The sequence below is a fragment of the Alteromonas sp. LOR genome (assembly GCF_000753865.1).
GTDB lineage: Bacteria > Pseudomonadota > Gammaproteobacteria > Enterobacterales > Alteromonadaceae > Alteromonas.
This window is the reverse complement of sequence record NZ_JQFW01000015.1, coordinates 595,713-616,344: the sequence shown is the minus strand read 5'-3', so window position 1 is coordinate 616,344 and position 20,632 is coordinate 595,713. Positions and strand designations below refer to the sequence as shown.

20 protein-coding genes are annotated in these 20,632 nt (G+C 45.4%); all 20 read right to left on the bottom strand.

All coding sequences use genetic code 11. The annotated features are described in order from the left end of the window. Positions 1–73: 73 nt before the first annotated feature. The 20 genes from JV36_RS0108045 to JV36_RS0107950 all read right to left on the bottom strand — a co-directional run bounded on the left by JV36_RS0108045 (position 74) and on the right by JV36_RS0107950 (position 20,188). Complete coding sequence (locus JV36_RS0108045) at positions 74–565, bottom strand: chemotaxis protein CheW (RefSeq protein WP_032094424.1); 492 nt, start codon at positions 563–565, stop codon at positions 74–76. A gap of 16 nt (positions 566–581) precedes the next feature. Then, the gene (locus JV36_RS0108040) at positions 582–1,481 is read right to left on the bottom strand and encodes a chemotaxis protein CheW (protein ID WP_032094423.1); all 900 of its coding nucleotides are present in this window, start codon (positions 1,479–1,481) and stop codon (positions 582–584) included. A gap of 6 nt (positions 1,482–1,487) precedes the next feature. Beyond that, positions 1,488–2,252 carry a ParA family protein gene (locus JV36_RS0108035; protein ID WP_032094422.1) on the bottom strand — a complete coding sequence of 255 codons (765 nt, stop codon included), beginning with the start codon at positions 2,250–2,252 and terminating at the stop codon, positions 1,488–1,490. Between the two features lie 29 nt (positions 2,253–2,281). After that, positions 2,282–3,412 (bottom strand): protein-glutamate methylesterase/protein-glutamine glutaminase, encoded by a 1,131-nt coding sequence (locus JV36_RS0108030; RefSeq protein WP_032094421.1) that lies wholly within the window; start codon positions 3,410–3,412, stop codon positions 2,282–2,284. Between the two features lie 34 nt (positions 3,413–3,446). Beyond that, positions 3,447–5,717 (bottom strand): chemotaxis protein CheA, encoded by a 2,271-nt coding sequence (locus JV36_RS0108025; protein WP_032094420.1) that lies wholly within the window; start codon positions 5,715–5,717, stop codon positions 3,447–3,449. A gap of 12 nt (positions 5,718–5,729) precedes the next feature. Beyond that, positions 5,730–6,485, bottom strand: a complete 756-nt coding sequence (locus JV36_RS0108020) for a protein phosphatase CheZ (RefSeq protein WP_032094419.1) — start codon at positions 6,483–6,485, stop codon at positions 5,730–5,732. A 34-nt stretch (positions 6,486–6,519) separates the two neighbouring features. Beyond that, the gene (gene cheY, locus JV36_RS0108015) at positions 6,520–6,903 is read right to left on the bottom strand and encodes a chemotaxis response regulator CheY (protein WP_013785088.1); all 384 of its coding nucleotides are present in this window, start codon (positions 6,901–6,903) and stop codon (positions 6,520–6,522) included. Positions 6,904–6,938: 35 nt separating this feature from the next. After that, complete coding sequence (locus tag JV36_RS0108010) at positions 6,939–7,670, bottom strand: RNA polymerase sigma factor FliA (protein WP_032094418.1); 732 nt, start codon at positions 7,668–7,670, stop codon at positions 6,939–6,941. Beyond that, on the bottom strand, positions 7,667–8,533 hold the full coding sequence (locus JV36_RS0108005) for a MinD/ParA family protein (protein ID WP_032094417.1): 867 nt from the start codon (positions 8,531–8,533) through the stop codon (positions 7,667–7,669). Before JV36_RS0108005 ends, JV36_RS0108010 begins: the two co-directional genes overlap by 4 nt. 5 nt (positions 8,534–8,538) lie before the next feature. Next, positions 8,539–9,966, bottom strand: a complete 1,428-nt coding sequence (flhF, locus tag JV36_RS0108000) for a flagellar biosynthesis protein FlhF (RefSeq protein WP_032094416.1) — start codon at positions 9,964–9,966, stop codon at positions 8,539–8,541. Positions 9,967–9,995: 29 nt separating this feature from the next. After that, entirely contained in the window at positions 9,996–12,095 is a 2,100-nt protein-coding gene (gene flhA / locus JV36_RS0107995; protein WP_032094415.1) for a flagellar biosynthesis protein FlhA, read from the bottom strand. Positions 12,096–12,198: 103 nt separating this feature from the next. Then, the gene (gene flhB, locus JV36_RS0107990; protein WP_032094414.1) at positions 12,199–13,323 is read right to left on the bottom strand and encodes a flagellar biosynthesis protein FlhB; all 1,125 of its coding nucleotides are present in this window, start codon (positions 13,321–13,323) and stop codon (positions 12,199–12,201) included. Positions 13,324–13,358: 35 nt separating this feature from the next. Continuing rightward, positions 13,359–14,138: a flagellar biosynthetic protein FliR gene (gene fliR / locus JV36_RS0107985; RefSeq protein WP_032094413.1), complete on the bottom strand. Its 780-nt coding sequence runs from the start codon at positions 14,136–14,138 to the stop codon at positions 13,359–13,361. 96 nt (positions 14,139–14,234) lie between these two features. Then, on the bottom strand, positions 14,235–14,504 hold the full coding sequence (gene fliQ, locus JV36_RS0107980) for a flagellar biosynthesis protein FliQ (protein WP_032094412.1): 270 nt from the start codon (positions 14,502–14,504) through the stop codon (positions 14,235–14,237). Positions 14,505–14,512: 8 nt separating this feature from the next. Then, positions 14,513–15,271 (bottom strand): flagellar type III secretion system pore protein FliP, encoded by a 759-nt coding sequence (gene fliP, locus JV36_RS0107975; protein WP_032094411.1) that lies wholly within the window; start codon positions 15,269–15,271, stop codon positions 14,513–14,515. A 4-nt stretch (positions 15,272–15,275) separates the two neighbouring features. Further along, entirely contained in the window at positions 15,276–15,695 is a 420-nt protein-coding gene (gene fliO / locus JV36_RS0107970; protein WP_032094410.1) for a flagellar biosynthetic protein FliO, read from the bottom strand. A gap of 28 nt (positions 15,696–15,723) precedes the next feature. Beyond that, the gene (gene fliN, locus JV36_RS0107965) at positions 15,724–16,131 is read right to left on the bottom strand and encodes a flagellar motor switch protein FliN (RefSeq protein ID WP_032094409.1); all 408 of its coding nucleotides are present in this window, start codon (positions 16,129–16,131) and stop codon (positions 15,724–15,726) included. Between the two features lie 16 nt (positions 16,132–16,147). After that, on the bottom strand, positions 16,148–17,209 hold the full coding sequence (fliM, locus tag JV36_RS0107960) for a flagellar motor switch protein FliM (protein ID WP_032094408.1): 1,062 nt from the start codon (positions 17,207–17,209) through the stop codon (positions 16,148–16,150). Positions 17,210–17,248: 39 nt separating this feature from the next. Next, the gene (gene fliL / locus JV36_RS0107955; RefSeq protein ID WP_032094407.1) at positions 17,249–17,785 is read right to left on the bottom strand and encodes a flagellar basal body-associated protein FliL; all 537 of its coding nucleotides are present in this window, start codon (positions 17,783–17,785) and stop codon (positions 17,249–17,251) included. Positions 17,786–17,971: 186 nt separating this feature from the next. Next, positions 17,972–20,188, bottom strand: coding sequence for a flagellar hook-length control protein FliK (locus JV36_RS0107950; protein ID WP_032094406.1), 2,217 nt, complete (start codon positions 20,186–20,188; stop codon positions 17,972–17,974). Between the last annotated feature and the right edge of the window lie 444 nt (positions 20,189–20,632).

The following is a 20,632-nucleotide window of genomic DNA, read 5'->3' as shown; positions in this document are numbered from 1 at the left end:
TACAAGGGGGAGCTGACGGCACACGTGCCATCAGCTCTACTTTCACTACATAGTACTTACTAAAGCCTACTCACTAAATACTACTCAGCTCGTCCCACTCTTCATCGCTTAGCAACTTGTTCAAATCGACTAAGATAAGAAGCTCGCCATCGCGATTGCTTACGCCTTGTATAAACTTAGCACTTTCTTCAGTGCCTACGTTTGGCGCACTATCGATTTCAGACGACTTCAGATACACCACTTCAGCGACGCTATCGACGAGTATGCCAACGACTTGTTCATCAGACTCTATGATAACAATACGCGTATTGTCGGTAACTTCAGTAGGAGGTAAACCAAAGCGTGCTCGCGTATCGATAACCGTAACAACGTTACCACGCAGGTTTATTATTCCTAACACATAGTCAGGCGCACCGGGCACCGGCGCTATTTCGGTATAACGCAATACTTCTTGTACCTGCATTACATTAATACCGTATGTTTCATCACCTAGGCGATATGTCACCCACTGAAGGACTTCATCGTTGCTGTCAGTGCCGTTATTTTTCATCTTTTCGTCGCTCATGAACCTGGCTCCCGTACTATGGCGTCTGGTCGTTGCTGCCTAAGCCTTTGTTAAGCATAGATATTAATTCTTCAACGTCAATTAATGCACACATCTTTTCTTTAACCATCCCCGCTAACCAAGGACGTTTACCAGTGGATCCGCGCCATTTGACATCATCTTTTGTTAAATTTACGGTGTTAACTAGCTTTTCGCTAGCTAATCCCCATTCGCTTTCTCCCAACATGATCATGTATCGATAGTTAAGAGATTCAGCGAGTTCTTCGGTATATTTTTCTGGCATTACCCACTTTGCTGAGTCTACTACACTTAGTTTAGACTCTCTGTGCAACATTACACCCATAAACCAGTCAGGTTTTCCAAAAAGTGGTGCAATTTTATCTATTTGGTGAATTCCACCAAGGGTGGTTAATGGAACGGCAAGGGTTAACCCTGCCACTTCAAAAAATAACGCCTGAAAACGAAAGTCTAGACTATCTTGTAGTGCAACCTTCGTTTTTGCAGCTATTGTTTCTTCATCGCGACCTTTTTCAGTAGACGAAGAATCTCTAATTTCCAGTTCATCTGTGGTGATAACCCCAGGCGTTTTTACACTGGAATCAGCTACGTTTTCGTGTTCTGTTAATTGACGGCTATCTTTCGCACTACTTAGTTCACGTAAGCTATTCTTTTCATAAATGCCGTGCTCAGAAACGTTTTGCTCAGCTTTCAATGTAACGGCATCAATCACATCGTTATCTTGAGGCAGCGGTATAGTATCTTTAACTAACCGCTCCTCAGTAATGTGATGAGAAGCTTGCTCAAGCAGCTTAGCTGCCCGTGCGGTTGCGTCGTCAGCCACTGCAGGCTCTTTGAGCAAACCATCTAAATACGCTTCCATCACGTCTTCACGTGCAAACGGAGACTGCTTACTCATCGCTCATTATTTCCCTAACACTTCAAGCAGTTTACCGTAGGCCGCAACGCCTCGTGTTTTCGGATAGGCCGCTGAAATGGGCAATTGCACCAAGCTGGCATCTCTAAAATGCGTATCAACCGGGATAACGCCTTCCCAAACACGCTCACCGTAATCGCTCATTAAGCGCTTACGCGATTCAAGGGCCGCGTTTGTTCGTTTATCGAACATGGTTGGAATAATGCAGGTATCAAAACTTTTGCCCAATGAGCGCCCCATTATTTCCATTGTACGAATCATTCTATCTAAACCTTTTAACGCCAGGTATTCGGTTTGTGTCGGCACGATAACCTTGTCACACGCTGCCAGTGCATTCACCATCAACACACCTAATACAGGTGGACAATCGATAATAGCCACATCAAATTCGTTGTCGACTTTTGCTAGCGCTTTCTTAAGCACTAAGCCCATGCCCTGTTCACTCCCCATGGTTCTATCAAGGGTAGCAAGCGCCATTGTTGCCGGTAGTACATAGAGATTATCTATTTTGGTTGGGCAGAGGCAATCTAAAACGTTATCGGCCGTTAAACTGGCAGACTTAATAAAAATGTCGTAAACCGAATGACTTAGCGCTTCAGCATCGATACCAAAATAGTAACTTAACGATGAGTGAGGGTCAGTATCAATGAGTAACACGCGCTTACCTTGCTGCGCGAGCAAACCGCCTAAACTCACGGTGGTAGTAGTTTTACCTACCCCACCCTTTTGATTTGCTACTGTCCATACCTTCACGACATAAAGTCCACTACACGATTAATACACTAACGCATTTCACAAAGAATGCAGTTGCTCATATCATCAACATTAATATTTTGCGTTGATATATTCGCCACGGCAACCGCTTGAGGCATGCCGTAAACCACACAGGAGTCTTGATCCTGAGCCCAAATTGTAGCGCCTTTTTCTTTTAACTTTCTACAGCCCTCGCGCCCGTCGGCTCCCATACCGGTGAGAATTATCCCCAATACGTCGCCAGAGAAAGCCCGCTCTAACGAGCTAAAGGTAAGGTCAACACTTGGCTTGTAGTTAACCTTGTCAGCACTGCTAGCATCGACAATAGCAATCTTTTTTTGCCCGCCCACAGTTTCAATGAGCATTTGTCTACCGCCAGGGGCCAAGTAAGCCTGACCAGGCATTAAAATGTCTCCGTGTTCAGCTTCTTTCACGCCTATTTTACAGTTTGCATCTAACCGCTGCGCAAACGCCGTCGTAAAAGTGCCAGGCATGTGCTGAACTAAAATAATTGGATACGGAAAATCTGAGGGTAAAGGCATTAGCACTTTTTGCAGCGCTACCGGACCACCCGTTGAAGCGCCAATGGCAAGGCACTTATATCGCTTACCCGTTGCTTTAACCGACGAAACCGTAGGCTGCTTAGCTGCGTCTTTATGACCCGAAAGCAATCCAGACGTTTTAAAAAAGGCCTGTTTCGGTGCATTAGGGGGTAATCGTCGGGTTTCCTCAGATCTAAACGTGGGGCGTTTCAGCCCTATACCTCTGCGCGCAATCAAACGAACTTTGGTACACAACAGTCGCGTCGCATCTTTTCTATCTTGCGCTATATCTTCAAATTTCTTCGGTAGAAAATCGAGTGCACCTGCTTCTAATGCATCTAACGTTGCTTGCGCCCCATGATGGGTTAACGAAGAAAACATTAAAATAGGGATGGGCTTATTTTCCATGATGGCTTTAACCGCCGAAATGCCGTCCATAACGGGCATTTCAACGTCCATCGTAATTACGTCGGGAGATAGCTCTTTAATTTTATCAAGGGCATCTCTGCCGTTTCTAGCTTCACCTACAACCTCTAACTCTCTATCTTCATCGAGTATTTCTCTTACTCGACGACGATAAAACGTTGAGTCGTCCACGACCAGGACTTTAAAGACCATGGATTACTTTTCCTATTGTTTGTAAACCAGCTTATTATGGCTTACGAGCATACCGCTTCAGAAGGCTTGGAATATCTAAGATCAACGCAATACCACCGTCTGAGGTTATTGTTGCGCCTGCCATTCCTGGAGTGCCTTGTAGCAGCGCATCCAATGGCTTGATCACCACTTCTTCTTGCCCTATTAATGCATCGACAACAAAACCAACTTGTCGGGTACCAACTTGCACCACGACCACATGTCCTTTCTCTCTCTCGATAGACTTAGGCCCTCTGATTAGCCAGTCGCCAAGGAAAAATAACGGTATGGCTTTAGAGCGAACTATCATTGTTAACTGTCCATCAACCGTATTGGTCTTTTTGATGTCCATGTTAATTATTTCACTGACAGAGCCTAGAGGTAACGCGAAGGTTTGCTTACCAATTATAATCATCAGCGTCGGCAAAATAGCTAGGGTAAGTGGAACTTTTATCTCTAAACGAGTGCCCTTACCGAGCTGAGAGTCGATATTTACCGTACCATTGAGCTGATTTATCTTAGTTTTCACCACGTCCATGCCAACGCCACGACCGGAAATATCGCTAATTTCCGTTTTCGTAGAGAAGCCCGGTGCAAAAATAAGATTAAACGCCTCAACGTCTGACATTCGCGCTGCAGCGTCGGCGTCTAGCACACCGCGACTGATAGCAATTTCTTTTAATTTTTCAGGGTCCATGCCCTTACCGTCGTCTTCGATGGTAAGTAAAATGTGATCGCCTTCCTGCGATGCAGATAGCTTAACCGTTCCCATTCTTGGTTTGCCAGAAGCTGCACGGTCATCTGGCATTTCCACACCGTGGTCGACGGAGTTTCTCACCAAGTGAACCAGCGGATCGGCGAGTGCTTCCACCAAGTTTTTATCTAAATCTGTTTCTTCACCTTCAAGCTCTAGGGTAATCTCTTTTTTGAGACTTCGCGCTAAATCACGAACAACCCTTGGGAAGCGGCCAAATACTTTCTTAATTGGCTGCATCCGAGTTTTCATTACCGCGCCCTGTAGGTCTCCGGTAACCACATCTAAGTTTGCTATCGCCTTAGACATGCTCTCATCGTTGGTGTTTATACCAAGGCTTATCAATCTATTACGAACGAGTACCAGTTCGCCCACCATATTCATTATTTGATCTAAGCGTTTAGTATCAACACGAACGGTGGTTTCAGCTGGCGGTGAGCTAGGTGAAGCTTTCTTCTCGTCTTTCTTACCAGCATCTTTACTTGCTGGGGCTGCAGATGCTGCCTTACTGGGCGCTGACGCAGCAGGTGCCGCTTTAGCCGCAGCGGGTGCAGATTGCTTTGCCTTTTGTATAGCTTCAGTCGCCGCTTTATCAACATTAGGCTCTGGTGCTTTGGTATCTGAGGCGCTTTGAACGGTTGGGCCTTGCCCTGAACCGTGAAGTTGGTCTAGCAGCGCTTCAAATTCATCGTCAGTAATTTCTTCATCGCCGGACGCAGATGTGGATTGTGGCGCTGGCTGACTGGGTGCAGCGCTTTCTTCTGCGGCGCTGAACTTGCCTTTACCGTGAAGGTCATCAAGAAGGGCTTCAAACTCATCGTCGGTAATATCATCGCCACTGCTCGAAGATACATCAGGGCTTGTTACATCAGAGCTTGGCGCAGCAGATGCTTTCGCTTCGCTTTTGGTGCCTGTGGCCGATTGGCCTGGGGCCGATTTCCCAGGCGCAGAGGAACCGTGGAGTTCATCAAGTAAAGCCTCGAATTCATCTTCACTGATTTCGTCAATATCCCCACCAGAGCTTGCCGGAGCAGGCGCCTCGTCTACGAAGTCGAATTCAAGTTCGGGTTCAGGTTCAGAGGCTATTTCAGGTTGAGCACTTGGTGCAGATTCATCGGTATCAAAAATATTTTCGTCCGGTGACTCTGGTTTGCTCAACTTGTGCAGAGTATCTACAAGTTTGGCGTCGGCAGGTTCCAATGGTTCTTGGGATTTTACCCGCTCAAACATATCTACCACTACGTCTGTAGCCTGTAGAATAATATCCATTAACTCTGGCGTGAGCGTACGCTGGCCATTTCTCATAACATCGAAAACGTTCTCGGCGCCATGACAAATTTCAACTAACTCGGTGAGCGATAAAAATCCCGCTCCGCCTTTAACTGTATGATATCCGCGAAAAATTGCGTTAAGCAAATTCGCATCTTCAGGATTGTTCTCAAGATCAACGAGCTGTTCTTGTAATTGTTCAAGTATCTCTCCAGCTTCAACTAGAAAGTCCTGTAGTATTTCCTCGTCAACATCAAACGACATGCGCCCGCTCCCCTAAAAACCTAAGCTCGACAGAAGATCATCAACATCATCCTGGCCCGATACAACATCATCACGCGTTTCAGCGTCAATAATCGGACCCTCTGCTTTCACACCTTCAGCCTTATCGGCCTCAGGGCTTAATGGTTTAGTTTGTTCTGAACCATCTCGCTCGCCAAACATGGTAAGCATGTTGACTAAGCTCTCTTCAACTTCTTTTACTAAGTCGATAACGCGGCGGATAACCTGACCTGTAAGGTCTTGATAACCCTGTGCCATTAATACTTCAGTTAGCAGTTGTGTAAGTTTAGCCGACTGCGAAGCACCGTCTTCTAACAATTCGTCTAAGTCTTTACATAAAACTTTGAATTCACCCACTTCAATCTGGCGAGTCATGAGCTTTTTCCACTCAGGCATCACGCTGTCAATGCGAGAAGCTAGCAGTTCAGCTATAGGCATGCTCGCCTCTACCGCATCCATGGTAGTGTTGGCAGCTTTCTCAGTTTCTTCAATAACGTAAGTTAGGCGAGATTGCGCATCGGGAATATCGTCTGTCGCTAAATTCTTTATGCGATCGTCTATTTGAAAATTGTTCAGCGCGTCGTGAAGTTGGCGCGTTAGCTTTCCTACCTCAGCGAAAAGCTCTACATTTTCTTTCATTGACGCCGCTTCAAACAGTGCATTAGCCGACGCATTATCACCAGCTTCAAGATAAACAACGAGTTGCTTAGCTTCTTCTAATGAAAGTGGAACGTTTGTATTCGTTGTCATCCAGTAAACCTCGTTTCTCTGGTGAGCGTCTGGATCAACCTAAACGTTCGAATATTTTATCTAGCTTTTCTTTCAATGTAGCTGCAGTAAATGGCTTAACGACATAGCCATTCACGCCTGCTTGCGCAGCGGCAACAATTTGTTCTTTCTTCGCTTCAGCGGTTACCATTAGTACCGGCAAGTGCTTCAGCTTGTCATCGGCACGAATTGCCCTAAGCAAATCGATACCCTGCATGCCTGGCATGTTCCAGTCGGTTACAACAAAATCGAAATCACCCTGCTGTAGCATAGGTAACGCCGTATTTCCGTCGTCCGCTTCCTGGATGTTTGCGAAACCCAAATCTTTTAGTAGGTTTTTTATGATACGTCTCATGGTTGAAAAGTCATCGACCACGAGAATCTTCATGCTCTTATCCAAAATAGCCTCCAGTGAGGGGTTAATTGTTTTAATTTCTATTCTTCGTCAGCTTGCCACGACTTCATTCGAGATTTGAGTTTTAACATGGCCTGACTGTGAATTTGACTTACTCTCGATTCACTTACATCAAGAACTTCACCGATTTCTCTTAGGTTCAATTCTTCATCATAGTATAAAGAAAGCACGATCGCTTCTCGCTCTGGTAACGTGGTGATTGCTTGCGCAAGCGACTTTTGAAACGCCCCTTGCATAAGATCTTCCAGCGGTGCATCACTACCTCTACTTTGCTCAGTAGTAATCACATCTTCTGAAACACCTAAATCTTCAATCCCAACTAGCTTACCTGCATTTACCTCGTTGAGCATTTGATGATAGTCCTGCAAGCTTACGTTTAGCTTAGCAGCAATATCAACATCTCTTGCATCTCTTCCCGTTTCGCCCTCTACACGAGAGATGGCGTCTGTAATGGCGCGCCCGTTTCTATGCACAGAGCGCGGCGTCCAGTCACCTTTGCGAATTTCGTCTAACATAGCACCGCGAATGCGAATACCCGCGAACGTTTCAAAGCTTGCGCCTTTCGAACCGTCAAAGTTTCGAGCGGCCTCTAGCAATCCAATCATGCCAGACTGAATAAGGTCATCAACGAGCACACTGGCAGGGAGTCGCGCTATTAGATGATGCGCTATGCGCTTCACAAGAGGCGCGTGTCGCTCTACTAACTGCGACTTATCAGTTTGTTGTTGATAAGCTGCCGCCTTACTATTCAACGCTGATTCCCTACTGCTTTTTCTGCAATTAATTGCTCAATGAAAAACTCTAAGTGACCACCTGGCTGAGCCGGTATTGGCCATGATGCCGCTCTATTCGCTAGCTGACTTATCGCAACAGCAGCAGGTGAGCCTGGATAGGCATCGACTATAGCAGTTTGCTTTCTAACTGCACGGCGAATATTTTCATCAAACGGTATTGTTGCAACTAATTCTAGCGCAACATCTAAGAAGCGCCCTGTTACTTTACTCAATTTGCTGAATAGTTCTTGCCCCTCACGCACGTCCCTCACCATGTTCGCCACTATTTTGAAGCGAAATACACCGTGCTCGCGGTTTAGCAATTTAATAAGCGCGTAGGCATCGGTAAGTGAAGTGGGTTCATCGCACACTACTACCATGATGTCTTGAGAGGCTTTTGCAAAGCTGAGCACCATGTCAGAAATACCCGCGGCAGTATCGACAAGCAACACATCAATAGGCGTACGAAGTTCACTAAACGCACGTATCAAGCCCGCATGCTGGGTCGTTGAAAGCTCTGCCATCGACTGAGTTCCCGATGTTGCAGGTGCAATTTTAATACCGTGGGGACCAGTAACCAGTACATCATCTAGCGTGCACTCACCGGACAAAACATGAGATAAGTTCTTTTCAACGCGAAGGCCCAACATGACATCTACGTTTGCCAATCCTAAGTCGGCATCAAGAACCATCACACGTTTACCTTGCTTAGCCATAGCAATTGCTGTGTTAAGCGTAATATTTGTTTTACCTACGCCACCTTTGCCTCCGGTGACGGCGATAACTTTGATTAACCGTGATTGCTTCATTTTTCTTAAGCTACTCGCTTGGTCGTCAATCATACTACTTATGCTGTTTTAATATCGTTGTTATTACTAGTATGATCCAAACCATATTTTTTATAAAGCTTTGCAGCAGCTGAAACTAAAGATTTCGCTTCTGCAATCTTAATGTCTTCAGGTACTTTCTGACCGTCGGTGACATAGCTAACCGGTAACTGATACTCGACTGCCGCACTGAGTACCTCTCCTAAAGAATAGCACTCATCTAACTTTGTGAAAATACAACCACTTAGTTCGATGTCGTCATACGCTCTAATGATACGCTGTAATGCAGGATATTGTGTATTTGCCTGCGCGACTAAATATTTTTTCACTACGGGCATCTGACCGTTGTCAAAATGCTTTATTTGCTTAATTAATCGACTATCTCGTTGACTAAATCCAGCCGTATCAATCAATACTAGTCGTTTATGACGAAGTTGGAACAATAAATCTGAAAGTTCTTCACTTGATTGCGCTTTTCTCACCGTACAGCCAATAATCTTGCCGTAAGTTGCAAGTTGCTCATACGCCGCAATACGATAGGTATCAATGGTGATCATTGCCACAGAATCTGCGCCATACTTTTGTGCATAGCGAGCGGCCAATTTCGCCACTGTGGTTGTTTTACCCGTACCCGTTGGACCGACTAATGCAACAGCACCCTGCGCGGTAAGTATATCGTTACCTGTTACATTTAATCGATTAGCCAATAGGTTAAGAAGATAAACCCACGCATCTCTCTCGTTATAATGCGAAGGCGTGTAACTGATTAGTTGCTTAGATAATGCTTTGCTAAGCCCCATATCGGTTAAGCGAGTGATCAAATACTGATGAACGGGTTTTTGACGAGTCTGCTTTGCCTCCATTAAGTCAGCCACTTGGTGCTGTAGTACCCCTCTTAACGACGCTAGCTCTTCTTTTATCTGTGCAAGCTCATCAGACGGTGCAGCTGGCGCTTCTTCAATGCTCGACGCTTGATGAGAAGGGAATGCTTCGCTGTGTCTTTGGTACTCACTTGGGCCCGTATGCCTGTCAACAGGTTGCTGTGCTTCAACCTCGTCAATGAATGCGTCGGAGAAATTAAGGTGGGATGCAATATCATTGGCATGCTGTGCATTTGCGGATGTAGGTTGCATGACATCTTGTGATGCGCCTTGTCCCGCGCCATGTTGCTTTTCAAGCAGCGCCTTTAGGCTGTCTGGACCATCATCGCCAATAATCTCGCTAAGACTCGGTGTAGGATTTTGCTTAGAAGACGTTGGTGAAGAAGGTGCACCGGAAGGTTTACTAATATTTAGCTTTGCTTCTGGCTCTTTATCATAAGCTGCTACAAGTTCGATGCCATCAGCCACTTTGCGATTTGACATGATAACCGCATCGCTACCTAACTCAGCCTTTACTTGGCTTAACGCCTCGCGCATATCTTTGCCAAAAAATCGTCTTATTTTCATTGCAACCTCTCCACTCACCCAGCGTCAGATTATTGACCGACCGAACTGACTATTTTTATCTGCTTGTCGTCGGGTACTTCTTGATAAGAAAGCACATGTAACCCAACAACAGAATACTTAAGGAAGCGTGATAACACCGGTCTTAGCATTCCTGAAGTAAGAAGCACCGCGGGCTCTCCTTCAAGTTCTTGCTGCTGACTGGCTTGTTGCAGTGATTTTTGCAACTTATCTGCCAAGCCTGGTTCGATACCAGCGCCATCTTCGCCACCTGCTTGAAGTGACTGGTGCAACATCTGTTCCAACTCTGGCGCCAAGGTTATGACAGGTATCTCTTTAGAACCTTGAGTTATTTCCTGAACTATTAGGCGCTTAAGGGCAATTCGCACCGCCGACACCAACACATCTGGGTCTTGGCTGCGGGTTCCATACTCACTTAACGTTTGAACGATAGTTCGCATGTCACGAATTGGCACACCTTCAAACAGCAGCGTTTGCAGTATTTTAACTACCGTACTAAGAGGGAGTATGTCAGGTACTAATCCCTCTACGAGTTTAGGGTGTTGCTTCGCTAGCATATCGAGAAGCTGCTGCGCCTCTTCGTGGCCTAAAAGCTGATAGGCATTATTCGTCAGCAGCTGACTTAGGTGTGTTGCGACTACCGTTGCAGCATCGACTACGGTGTAACCAAGTGTTTGTGCGTGCTCTCGCTTGTTCGGTTTAATCCATACCGCATCAAGACCGAAGGCAGGATCTTTTGTTGCCCTTCCCTCTAACTTGCCAAATACTTGTCCCGGATTAATTGCTAGCTCTTCATCATGGCTTATTACTGAATCGCCAATGGTAACGCCAAGCATCGCAATGGTGTAAGTATTGGGCTCTAAGTCGAGGTTATCTCGAATATGCACAGGGGGAATAAGGAAACCCAATTCTTGAGACAGTTTTTTACGTACCCCTTTAATACGAGTTAATAGCTCGCCCCCTTGGGACTTATCGACTAATGGTATTAGGCGGTAACCCACTTCGAGACCGATTGTGTCTACCTGCTGTACATCGTCCCAACCAAGCTCTTTTACCTCTGGCGCGACTGACTCGTCTCGTGACAGCGTGTCTGGCACTTGTGGCTCAGCCGCTTTTTTCTTCGCGTTGTGAGTTTGAAAATAAGCAACACCAGCAATAAGAAAAGAGAAACCAAGAAACGCAACATGGGGCATTCCCGGTATAATTCCCATGACGAATAACACGCCTGAGGCTATGTACAGCGCTTGGTTATTACCAAGCTGCCCGCGAATTTCTTTACCCATTTCTTGAGACTCATTCTCACGAGTCACAATAATCGCGGTAGCAACCGACAAAAGCAGTGAAGGTATTTGAGCGACCAAGCCGTCGCCAATAGTCAGCAGCGTATATATTTCAATTGCATCGCCAAATGACAAGCCATATTGAATTATCCCGATAAACAGTCCGCCAACGATGTTGATAAGCATAATAAACAGGCCAGCAACAGCATCACCCTTAACAAATTTTGACGCACCATCCATAGAACCGTAAAAATCTGCTTCTGCGGTTATTTCTTCACGGCGCTCCCGGGCTTGGTCTTGGTCGATATATCCGGCGTTTAAATCGGCGTCTATGGCCATTTGTTTTCCAGGCATTGCATCAAGGGTAAAGCGAGCGTTCACCTCAGAAATTCGCCCCGCACCGGCGGTAACTACTTTAAAATTGATAATCAGTAAGATAGCAAATACCACGATACCTACCGCGTAGTTACCACCAATAACCACTGCACCAAAGGCTTCAATAACCTTCCCCGCAGCGTCGCCGCCTTCATGGCCGTACAACAACACAACCCGCGTGGAAGCCACGTTCAAAGCAAGGCGCAATACCGTGGCGATAAGCAATACAAGTGGAAAAATACCGAAATCGACAGGCTTTTGCGTTAATACCGCCACCAGAATAATGACCAATGACAATGCAATATTGAAGCTGAACAACACGTCTAGAAGAAAGGGGGGCATGGGTAGAATGACCATACCCATAATGGCAAGCAAAACTATGGGGGCACCTAAGCCACTAGTGAAGTTTTGCAACTGATTCTTATCGAACCGCTGAAGATAGCCGGATAACTGCATCGTTGGATGTCTCTCTATCAGAAAATTGACGCTTAACGTTAATCTGATAGAGATATAACAACTAACGTGCCAGCTTTAGTTTTTTTATAAAATAAAAGATGCTCTAGCGACGATATTCTGGAGGTATAGGTAAGTCTCGTTTTAAAGGCTTAGGACGCTTGCCCTTTCCAGCTCTATGCGCTTTTAGCTGGTAGACGTGGGCCAGTACCTGAGCCACAGCCATAAACAATGCGTTGGGTACTTCATCGTCAACTTCTGTTGAATAAAAAATAGCGCGGGCTAACATAGGCGACGGTATGAGCGGCACATCATTGGCCGTGGCGATTTTTCTTATGTGCATAGCAAGCTCATCAGCCCCTTTAGCAATAACAACAGGGGCTCGGTTGCCATTATCGTCATATTTAATTGCCACAGAAAAATGGGTGGGGTTAGTGACAACCACGTCAGCATTGGGCACTTCTTGCATCACTCGTTTAGAGGCTGCCTGATATTGTAAACGGCGTATACGCCCTTTCACCATAGGGTCGCCTTCTGCGTTTTTGCGCTCGTCTTTGACCTCTTGCTTGGTCATTTTCATTTCTTCGTTGTGCTTATACATTTGATAAGGCACATCAATAAGCGCAATAGGGATCATGCCGCACACAAGAAGTAAAAATGCCCATTTAAGCATATCAAGGGCGTGGAAAATGTTGCCAGGATAGAGCTCCATATCCAGATGCAGAGCTTCGTCTTGAAAGAAAAGCAGTGCGGCAATAGCCATGCCGATTATGGTGATAACCTTAGCGATTGACTTAAGTAACTCCACCAAGCCATTAGTGCCAAACATGCGCTTAAAGCCTTGAATTGGGCTTATTTTGGAGGCTTTTGGTTTTGCACCGCTCCATGTAAAGTTATAGCCTCCTAAGGCAATTGAACCATAGATACCGGCAATCATGGCCACAACCATATACAAAAGTACAGGTCCGCTGATAGTAGTAAATGCGTCTCCCCACGCAGCTAACATATGCGTGGTGTCGTAGGTTTCGTCACGAGACAAAATAAACATGCGGCGAGTCAGTGTGAAAACCGATTCAGCAATCCAACTTCCCACAAATAAGAACATGACGGCACTGATAATAAGCACTAACGTGGTGGATAACTCACGGGATCGCGCAATCTGCCCTTTTTTTCGGGCATCCTCGAGTTTTTTCCCCGTGGGGTCTTCTGTTTTTTCTGCTGAATCTGACATCTAACTTCTCAAACCAACATAGTCATTTCTGAAATCTAAGAACATATTCGCAACAGCTCGCACATATATTGCTGAGCCCGCATCCACTGGATCTCAAAGTGCGCCGTAAAGTTACCTAGGGTTATCCAGATGATAAGTAACCCCATCATCTGCGCTATAGAAAAACCAATACTGAAAATATTTAACTGGGGGGCCGCTTTTGTCATAACACCAAAGGCAAGGTTAACCACCAGCAATGAGACGATAGGTGCTAGCGACAATGTAATGGCAGATACAAACATCCAACCTCCCCAATGAGCAATGCCTTTAAACTGTTCTCCCGTCCACCAAGCCTCTCCGATTGGAAAGGCCTCAAAGCTCATCACAATCATTTGAATCATGGACAAATGCCCATCGAGGGTCCAGAACAACAAGGTCGCTAAAATAAGATAAAACTGGCCAACCGCGGGTACATTAATTCCGTTTACAGGGTCTACGATAGACGCAAAACCCAAACCTGTCTGCATGGCAATTATCTGACCGGCTAAAACGAAGGTGTTTAACACCATCATTGAAATAAAACCAATGGCAATACCGATAAGCAGCTGCTGAACAATGATCAAAAAAGTACCAGCGCTGACCAAATCATCCACTGGAGAAGGGGGCACCATGGGCATGATAATCAACGCAAGCAAAATACCAAGTAGCGCCCTAACCTGTGGAGGAATAGATTTAGCGCTGAGGCCAATCATCGCGATAAACATTCCGCTTATTCGCATAAACGGTAACATTAAATCGGCCAAGAATTGGTTTATTGTCGCTAAATCAACTTCCACTAGAGACCCCAGTTTCTCAATTCACTCACCTTTTTACCCCACATATATTTCTACTCAACAAGCCTGTTCAGCCAACATCGTCTTCTGCCCCATTTTTTAGCCAACGACTTGGGGGATCATTTCAACCATATGAAAGGTGAAATCCATTAGCTGTTGAACAAGCCAATTACCGCCCCAGCTTAGCGCGAGAAGGGTAATCAACAAGCGAGGCAAAAAACTCATGGTTTGCTCGTTAATAGAGGTCGCGGCTTGGAATACAGCAACAACTAAACCAACAATCAGGCTAGGTACGATAACCGCAGACACAAGCATGATAACCATAAACATGGCTTCTCTGAGTATTTCAACAAAGACTTCTGGTGACATAAGTCCTCCTAGACGCCCATACCAAAGCTAGTGGCTAAGGTACCAAAAATAAGATTCCATCCATCAACTAAGACAAAGAGCATTAATTTAAACGGCAGTGACACTATCATGGGGGAGAGCATCATCATCCCCATTGCCATTAAAATTGAGGCCACCACTAAATCGATAATGAGAAAGGGAATGAACAGCATAAAGCCAATTTGGAAAGCGGTTTTGAGCTCACTGGTGACAAATGCAGGGATAAGTATAGTGAGCGGCACCTCATTGGTGTCGGCGTACTTATCTTCATCACCCGCTATGCGAACGAAAGTTTCTAAATCTTTTACCCGTGTTTGCGAGAGCATAAACGCCCGCATTGGGCCTTTTGCTTGCTCTAGCGCATCGAGACTGGTCATCTCTTCATTTAAATATGGCTGAAGCGCGCGCTCATTAACCTCTTCAAATACAGGAGCCATAATAAACATAGACAAAAACAGGCTCACGCCTATGAGAATCTGGTTAGAGGGTGACTGCTGTAAACCAATGGCCTGGCGCAAAATAGATAACACCACAATAATGCGAGTAAAAGATGTCATCATCATGATAAATGCAGGAATAAGGCTGAGCGCTGTCATAATAAACAGCGCTTGTAGGGTCATTGTGTAGTCTTGAGAGCCATCTTCATTGGTAACCACGGTAACCGCCGATATGCCCTGCTGTGCATACACAGGCTCAGCAAACAATGCCAACGACACCAAAGCTATACATAGAAACGCTAGATTACGCATTTTTTTAGTTATCCTTTTGCTTCGTATCGGCCTGCGGATTCAGTTTACCCGCCATCGCGGCCACCAGCTTTTGTTTAAATGCGTCTTGGTTACTTCCGGCCTTGCCCTTCACCGGCACATCTAAGTTTTTTTCCAGTTTACTTAAGTGGGAAATATTATGGCTAGTAACACCAATAAGGTGCTGCTCGTCGCCCACCTGTATTACCATTATTTTTTCTTTGGTGCCCGCCACCATGCTTGCCACCACCTTCATGTGGTTGCTACCCATGGCAGTGACGTTAAACCGACGCATGATGTAAGCAAGCGCAAAAATAACGCCAACAACAACCAGTAACGAAAGAAAAATTGACAGTACAGATGTGGGGTTGGTAATTGACTGAGTGGTTTGCGCGCTGGCAACTTGGTTAATGAAAAGGGGCAGCATTGCGCAACCCCTTACTATGTAAGAAGTTTTATCTAAGCTTCTTGATTCTCTCAATTTGACTAATAACATCCGTTAATCGAATACCGAATTTGTCGTTAACTACTACTACTTCACCATGAGCAATCAACGTGCCATTTACTAATACATCTAGTGGCTCACCGGCTACGCGATCCAGTTCCACCACAGAACCCTGGTTCAACTGTAGCAGATTTCGAATACTAATTTGACTACGGCCTACTTCCATCGAAATAGTAACCGGAATATCTAAAATAGTATCTAGCTTCTTTTTCTCTTCCTGAGTAATTGGCGCATCATCGGTTAATTCATCTAATTCGGCCACCTGAACGTCTTCGTTCTCGCCGTCTTCCTGGTCTGCTTCTGAATCAGCCTGTTCAGCCATGGCTGCAGCCCAATCGTCCATACCGTCTTCACTCATGGGAACTCCCCTTACCTTACAGGTCTTCTTCGAGTACTTGTAGCTCGGCATCATTATCAATAATGCGCCCGCCACGGGTTAATAATTGCAGCTCAGACTTCACAGAAGTCGGTCTTGCGATTTTCTCTACAATCTTCAAAGCTAAGTTGTCTCTTGAGCGTCCAAGTTTAGCTCTAAATGTGGGTAAATCTTCGATGAGTACCGTGATAGTTTCAGGCATTTCAACAGGAATAATATCGCCCGGTTTAAACTCCATCACGTCTCTCAGCGGCACATCTACATCAAGCATGTGCGTGGTTAACGCCACTTTGACGTCCATAATTTCGTCGCGAAGCGCTTTGCTCCAGCGAAGGTCCGTATCTTCTTTGTCGCTTTGTACACCCGCATCGAGCAACTCTCGAATAGGCTCTAGCATCGAGTATGGCAATGATACGTGGAAATCACCACCGCCACCGTCAAGCTCTATATGAAACGAGCTTATCACCACCACTTCAGTGGGGCTCACAATGTTGGCCATAGCAGGGTTAACTTCTGAATCTAAATATTCAAAAGAGACGTCCATTACCGGCGCCCATGCCTCTTTATAATCTTCAAATATTATTTTGAGCAACATTTGAATGATACGACGCTCGGTAGGCGTAAATTCCCTACCCTCAATTTTTGCATGATAGCGTCCGTCTCCACCAAAGAAGTTATCAACCAGTATAAATACAAGTCGCGCTTCCATAGTAATCAGGCCAGTACCTTTTAAGGGGCGAAAACGCACCATATTCAAACTGGTTGGAACAAACAATGTGTGAATGTATTCGCCGAACTTAATCATTTGAATACCGTTGATTGACACTTCAGCAGAACGACGCATCATGTTGAAGAGGCTAACTCGCATATGGCGAGCAAATCGCTCATTCACAATCTCAAGGGTTGGCATGCGCCCACGAACAATGCGATCCTGTGAGGAAAAGTCATACTCGAGCGTCGAAGCGCCAGATTCAGCATCGCTGCTAACCTCTTCTTCTTCCACATCATCCACGCCGTGTAATAGGGCGTCGATCTCATCTTGTGATAATAAATCGCTCACAGTGTTCTACCCGTTATCGCATGCACAATATGCATACTGCTACTGCATCACAAAGCCAGTGAATAACACTCGCTCCACTACGTTGCTACCTATATCGTTTTCTTCCAGCGCTTTTTTAACTTCGCTGACAGCCTGTTCACGAAGTTCTATTTTGCCTGCTTCGGTTACCAAGTCTTCAGCATTTGACATACTAAACGTTTGTAACAGCGTACCTTCAATTAAAGGAATATGTGTTTTTACAAGCTCTTCGTTGTCAGAACCACGTACTAACAGCTGTACTTTAATTTGTACTAAGCGGTCACGCCCTCCGCCGGGAACATTAAACACAAAAGGTCTTGGCATAGCCACATATAGTGCGGTTCCAATTTCAGCCCCGCCACCTTGTGTTGCTGGCGCTGCAGAAGCTGCGGCCTCTGTTTCAGGGAGTTGATCTGCCGCAGGTTCATCACTGCCTGCAAAAAGGAAAAAGTAAGCACCGGCCGCACCGCCGATAACTACGACAGCAATAATGATGATAAGCATCAATTTGCTTTTCTTTTTTCCGCCTTCTTCTACCTGTAACTCTTCATCTGCCATGGAAATCTCTTCTATATCTTATTTAGTACCACAAAGCCTGTATTATCAGACTTCAGGTAAAAATCGCAATGCTGCCTTAGTCAAAATTTGCAGATATTTGCTGATATACACTGTTTGAGCTTAACTGTTCGGTCAAAACCAGCAGTATTAAACTTACTCTGCTAAAAAAGCACCTTGCCAAAAGGGCTAAGCGTAATAATCAATACCGCCTTTTGCTTCTCTCGTTACCGCTTGTTCAATCACTCGAGTGTCGTCATCAAACTCAGCGTCATTATTTCCACGCTGCCCCTGACCATTTCCACTTTGGCTTGCAAGTTGCTGACCACTTTCACCGTTTTGTGAGTTATCTTTTCTTACTTGAGCATCGCCAAGTTCGATGCCTTGTTCAGATAACATGTCTCTGAGTTTTGGCATAGTGTCGGCAAGGGCGTCTTTAGCCTGCTGAGATTGCACGATAAAGCTTACGCTAGCCGCATCACCCTGCACGTTTACACGCACCTGCATACTGCCCAATTCTGGCGGGTCTAAACGAATCTCTGCCATTGTATTTCTGGCGTTAACCATCCAGCGAATTTTTTCGTTCAGCTGCTGTTGCCCTTCTGGCTTATGAATATTAACGGCTTTATCAAAGCCCTCAAACTGCTGTTGCGGTTTAGAAGCCTCTGAGCGTAGCTGGCTGTTTTCATTAATCGTTGTATCAACTTGCGCTAATTGATTCTGCACGATTTGATGGATACTGTTTTGGGCGTTGTTCATCAACTGCATAAACTGCCCCGCTTGGGCATCGACTCTTGAATTAAGGGCAGCCGATACGTCACTGGCAAGTGAGGCTTCTTTGGCAGCGTCAGCAACTATTGCTGATAAGTCGATACCAGGCTGATGGCCCTGTTCAACCTGCTTTTGGAACTCGTTAATGCCCGCAATAATATTTGCTTTCACCGCCTGTTGCTGCTGACTATTTGGCACAAGAGCAACCATGCGTTCGGCAAAGGCTTCTGTCGCTTTTTGCGCCGTTTCAGGCGATAATTTATTAATTGCCATTAAAAGAGACTCATCGCTTAAGGTAGCCGCCTCTAAGCTCGCTACAGAGTTGTCTCCACCTTTATTAAGGCTAGACGTAGCGCTCGTTGTATTTGCATTCTCTCCATTACCCGCAGCAGCGGATGCCACTACTTTGGCAGAAACGTCTTGCTGAGCAGCAGTAAGTAAACTCTGTTCGGCCTCTGAATCTGAAGCAATTAGGTTTGAAGCGTTGGGGTCTGGAACATCTAGACCTGAAGCATCTATATCAGAAACCGCTGTCTTTGCGCGCAATGCAGATAACTGTTGAAGAGTGACAGAGTCTTGGCCCTTTGTACCTGCGTTTGTTAGCTCATCATGCAAGGTGTCAATATTGGTGTTTGTTTGCACAGTGGCGGTTTCACCCGCATTTTCTTTAGACAGTGCCTTACGTAGTCTGTCGGTTGGTGTTGGAAGCGCATCTTTTGCAAGGCTGAGTAAAAACGCTTTTTGTGCGCTCTCTTCGCTGCTAGCATCTTCTGGGCTGGCATTCTCTGAGGCACTTTGTCGCTCAGAAGACTCTGAACCTGTTAGCGCTGCAAGCAACTCACTCAATGTATCTGTGCCTTTATCTTCTCCCGCACCCTCGCTCTGTGCACTATCTTTCGTGTCTGCATGTTCGACTTGTTTATTAAGCAAATTACTCAGCTCGCTTAATTTATCAGCCAGTGTTTGATTAGAAGCTACATCGTCCCCTTCCATAGACTGTAAATGAGACATTAATTCAGAAGCTGCATCAGCAATGGCGCTGCTCTCATCTAGCCTCTCGGCATTAATTGATTGAATGCTATTGTCGGCACTACCAACCCCTCCAGCGCTGCTACTGTTAGAAGCCTGTCCCAATGCGCTTTTAGTGATGCCCTCAACGAGTGCTATCCAATCGGGTTCACCAGCCTCTTCATTTGTAATCCGAGAATTGGTAAGCGCTTTGTTACCATCAGCGCCTATTGTGTATTCTTTTTCAGTAACGGTTACCGATGCATTCACAGGAGATTTACCGTTATCAAAATCAAGCCCTCTGTGACTGCTATCTTTCAACATTGAGTCATTATTTGACTGTTTATTCGCGTTTTCGGGGCCTTTAGCGCTCGTGCCTTTGTTGTTCAATTCGGCACGTTCAGCTCGGGTATCACTTTCGCGAGACGCATTGTCAGCACTGCGAGCGTTTTCGTTTAATACGAAATCACGGCCTACAGACTTTGCCTCTTGGTAAAGACTGTTAAAAGCGTCGGTATTTTGTCCTTTAGCTTGACTGTCTAGGCCTGTCCCCACCGCTTTTGCTGTGGAAGTTGCCGAGAAGGGCAATGCGGCAATGTCTGTTTTATTTGCGGCAACTTGTTGCATGATTTTCTACCGTCCTACACGTTCACCGGCAAAGCCAGTAATGTAAAAAGTTATATCGTTGTCTGTACGCAAATAAAAATGTAACTACATGAAAGTTATAAATTTTAAAAACATTCATTTTTATAAAGGTATTTTTAATACTTACAATTTGCGTTAACAACGGTGTAAAAGCCTAATGGTCTTTCTTGCTTTCTTCGCCATGGTTAGCGATATCTAGCGATACTTAATAACTGGTGGAGCAATAAACGTACCGCAATAAACATTTCAAGCCATACTTTTTGCTTCCATTTGTACGCTAATAAAAATAATAGTGTTGTTTTGACTTGCTTCGATACTTTCTAAATTGATGCTTTCTGAATTAATGCTCTCTGACTCCTTTAACTCAGAATCGCTTGTCTATAAATCCCTTTACTCTAAATCGCCTGAAACCAAATCACGGCTCTC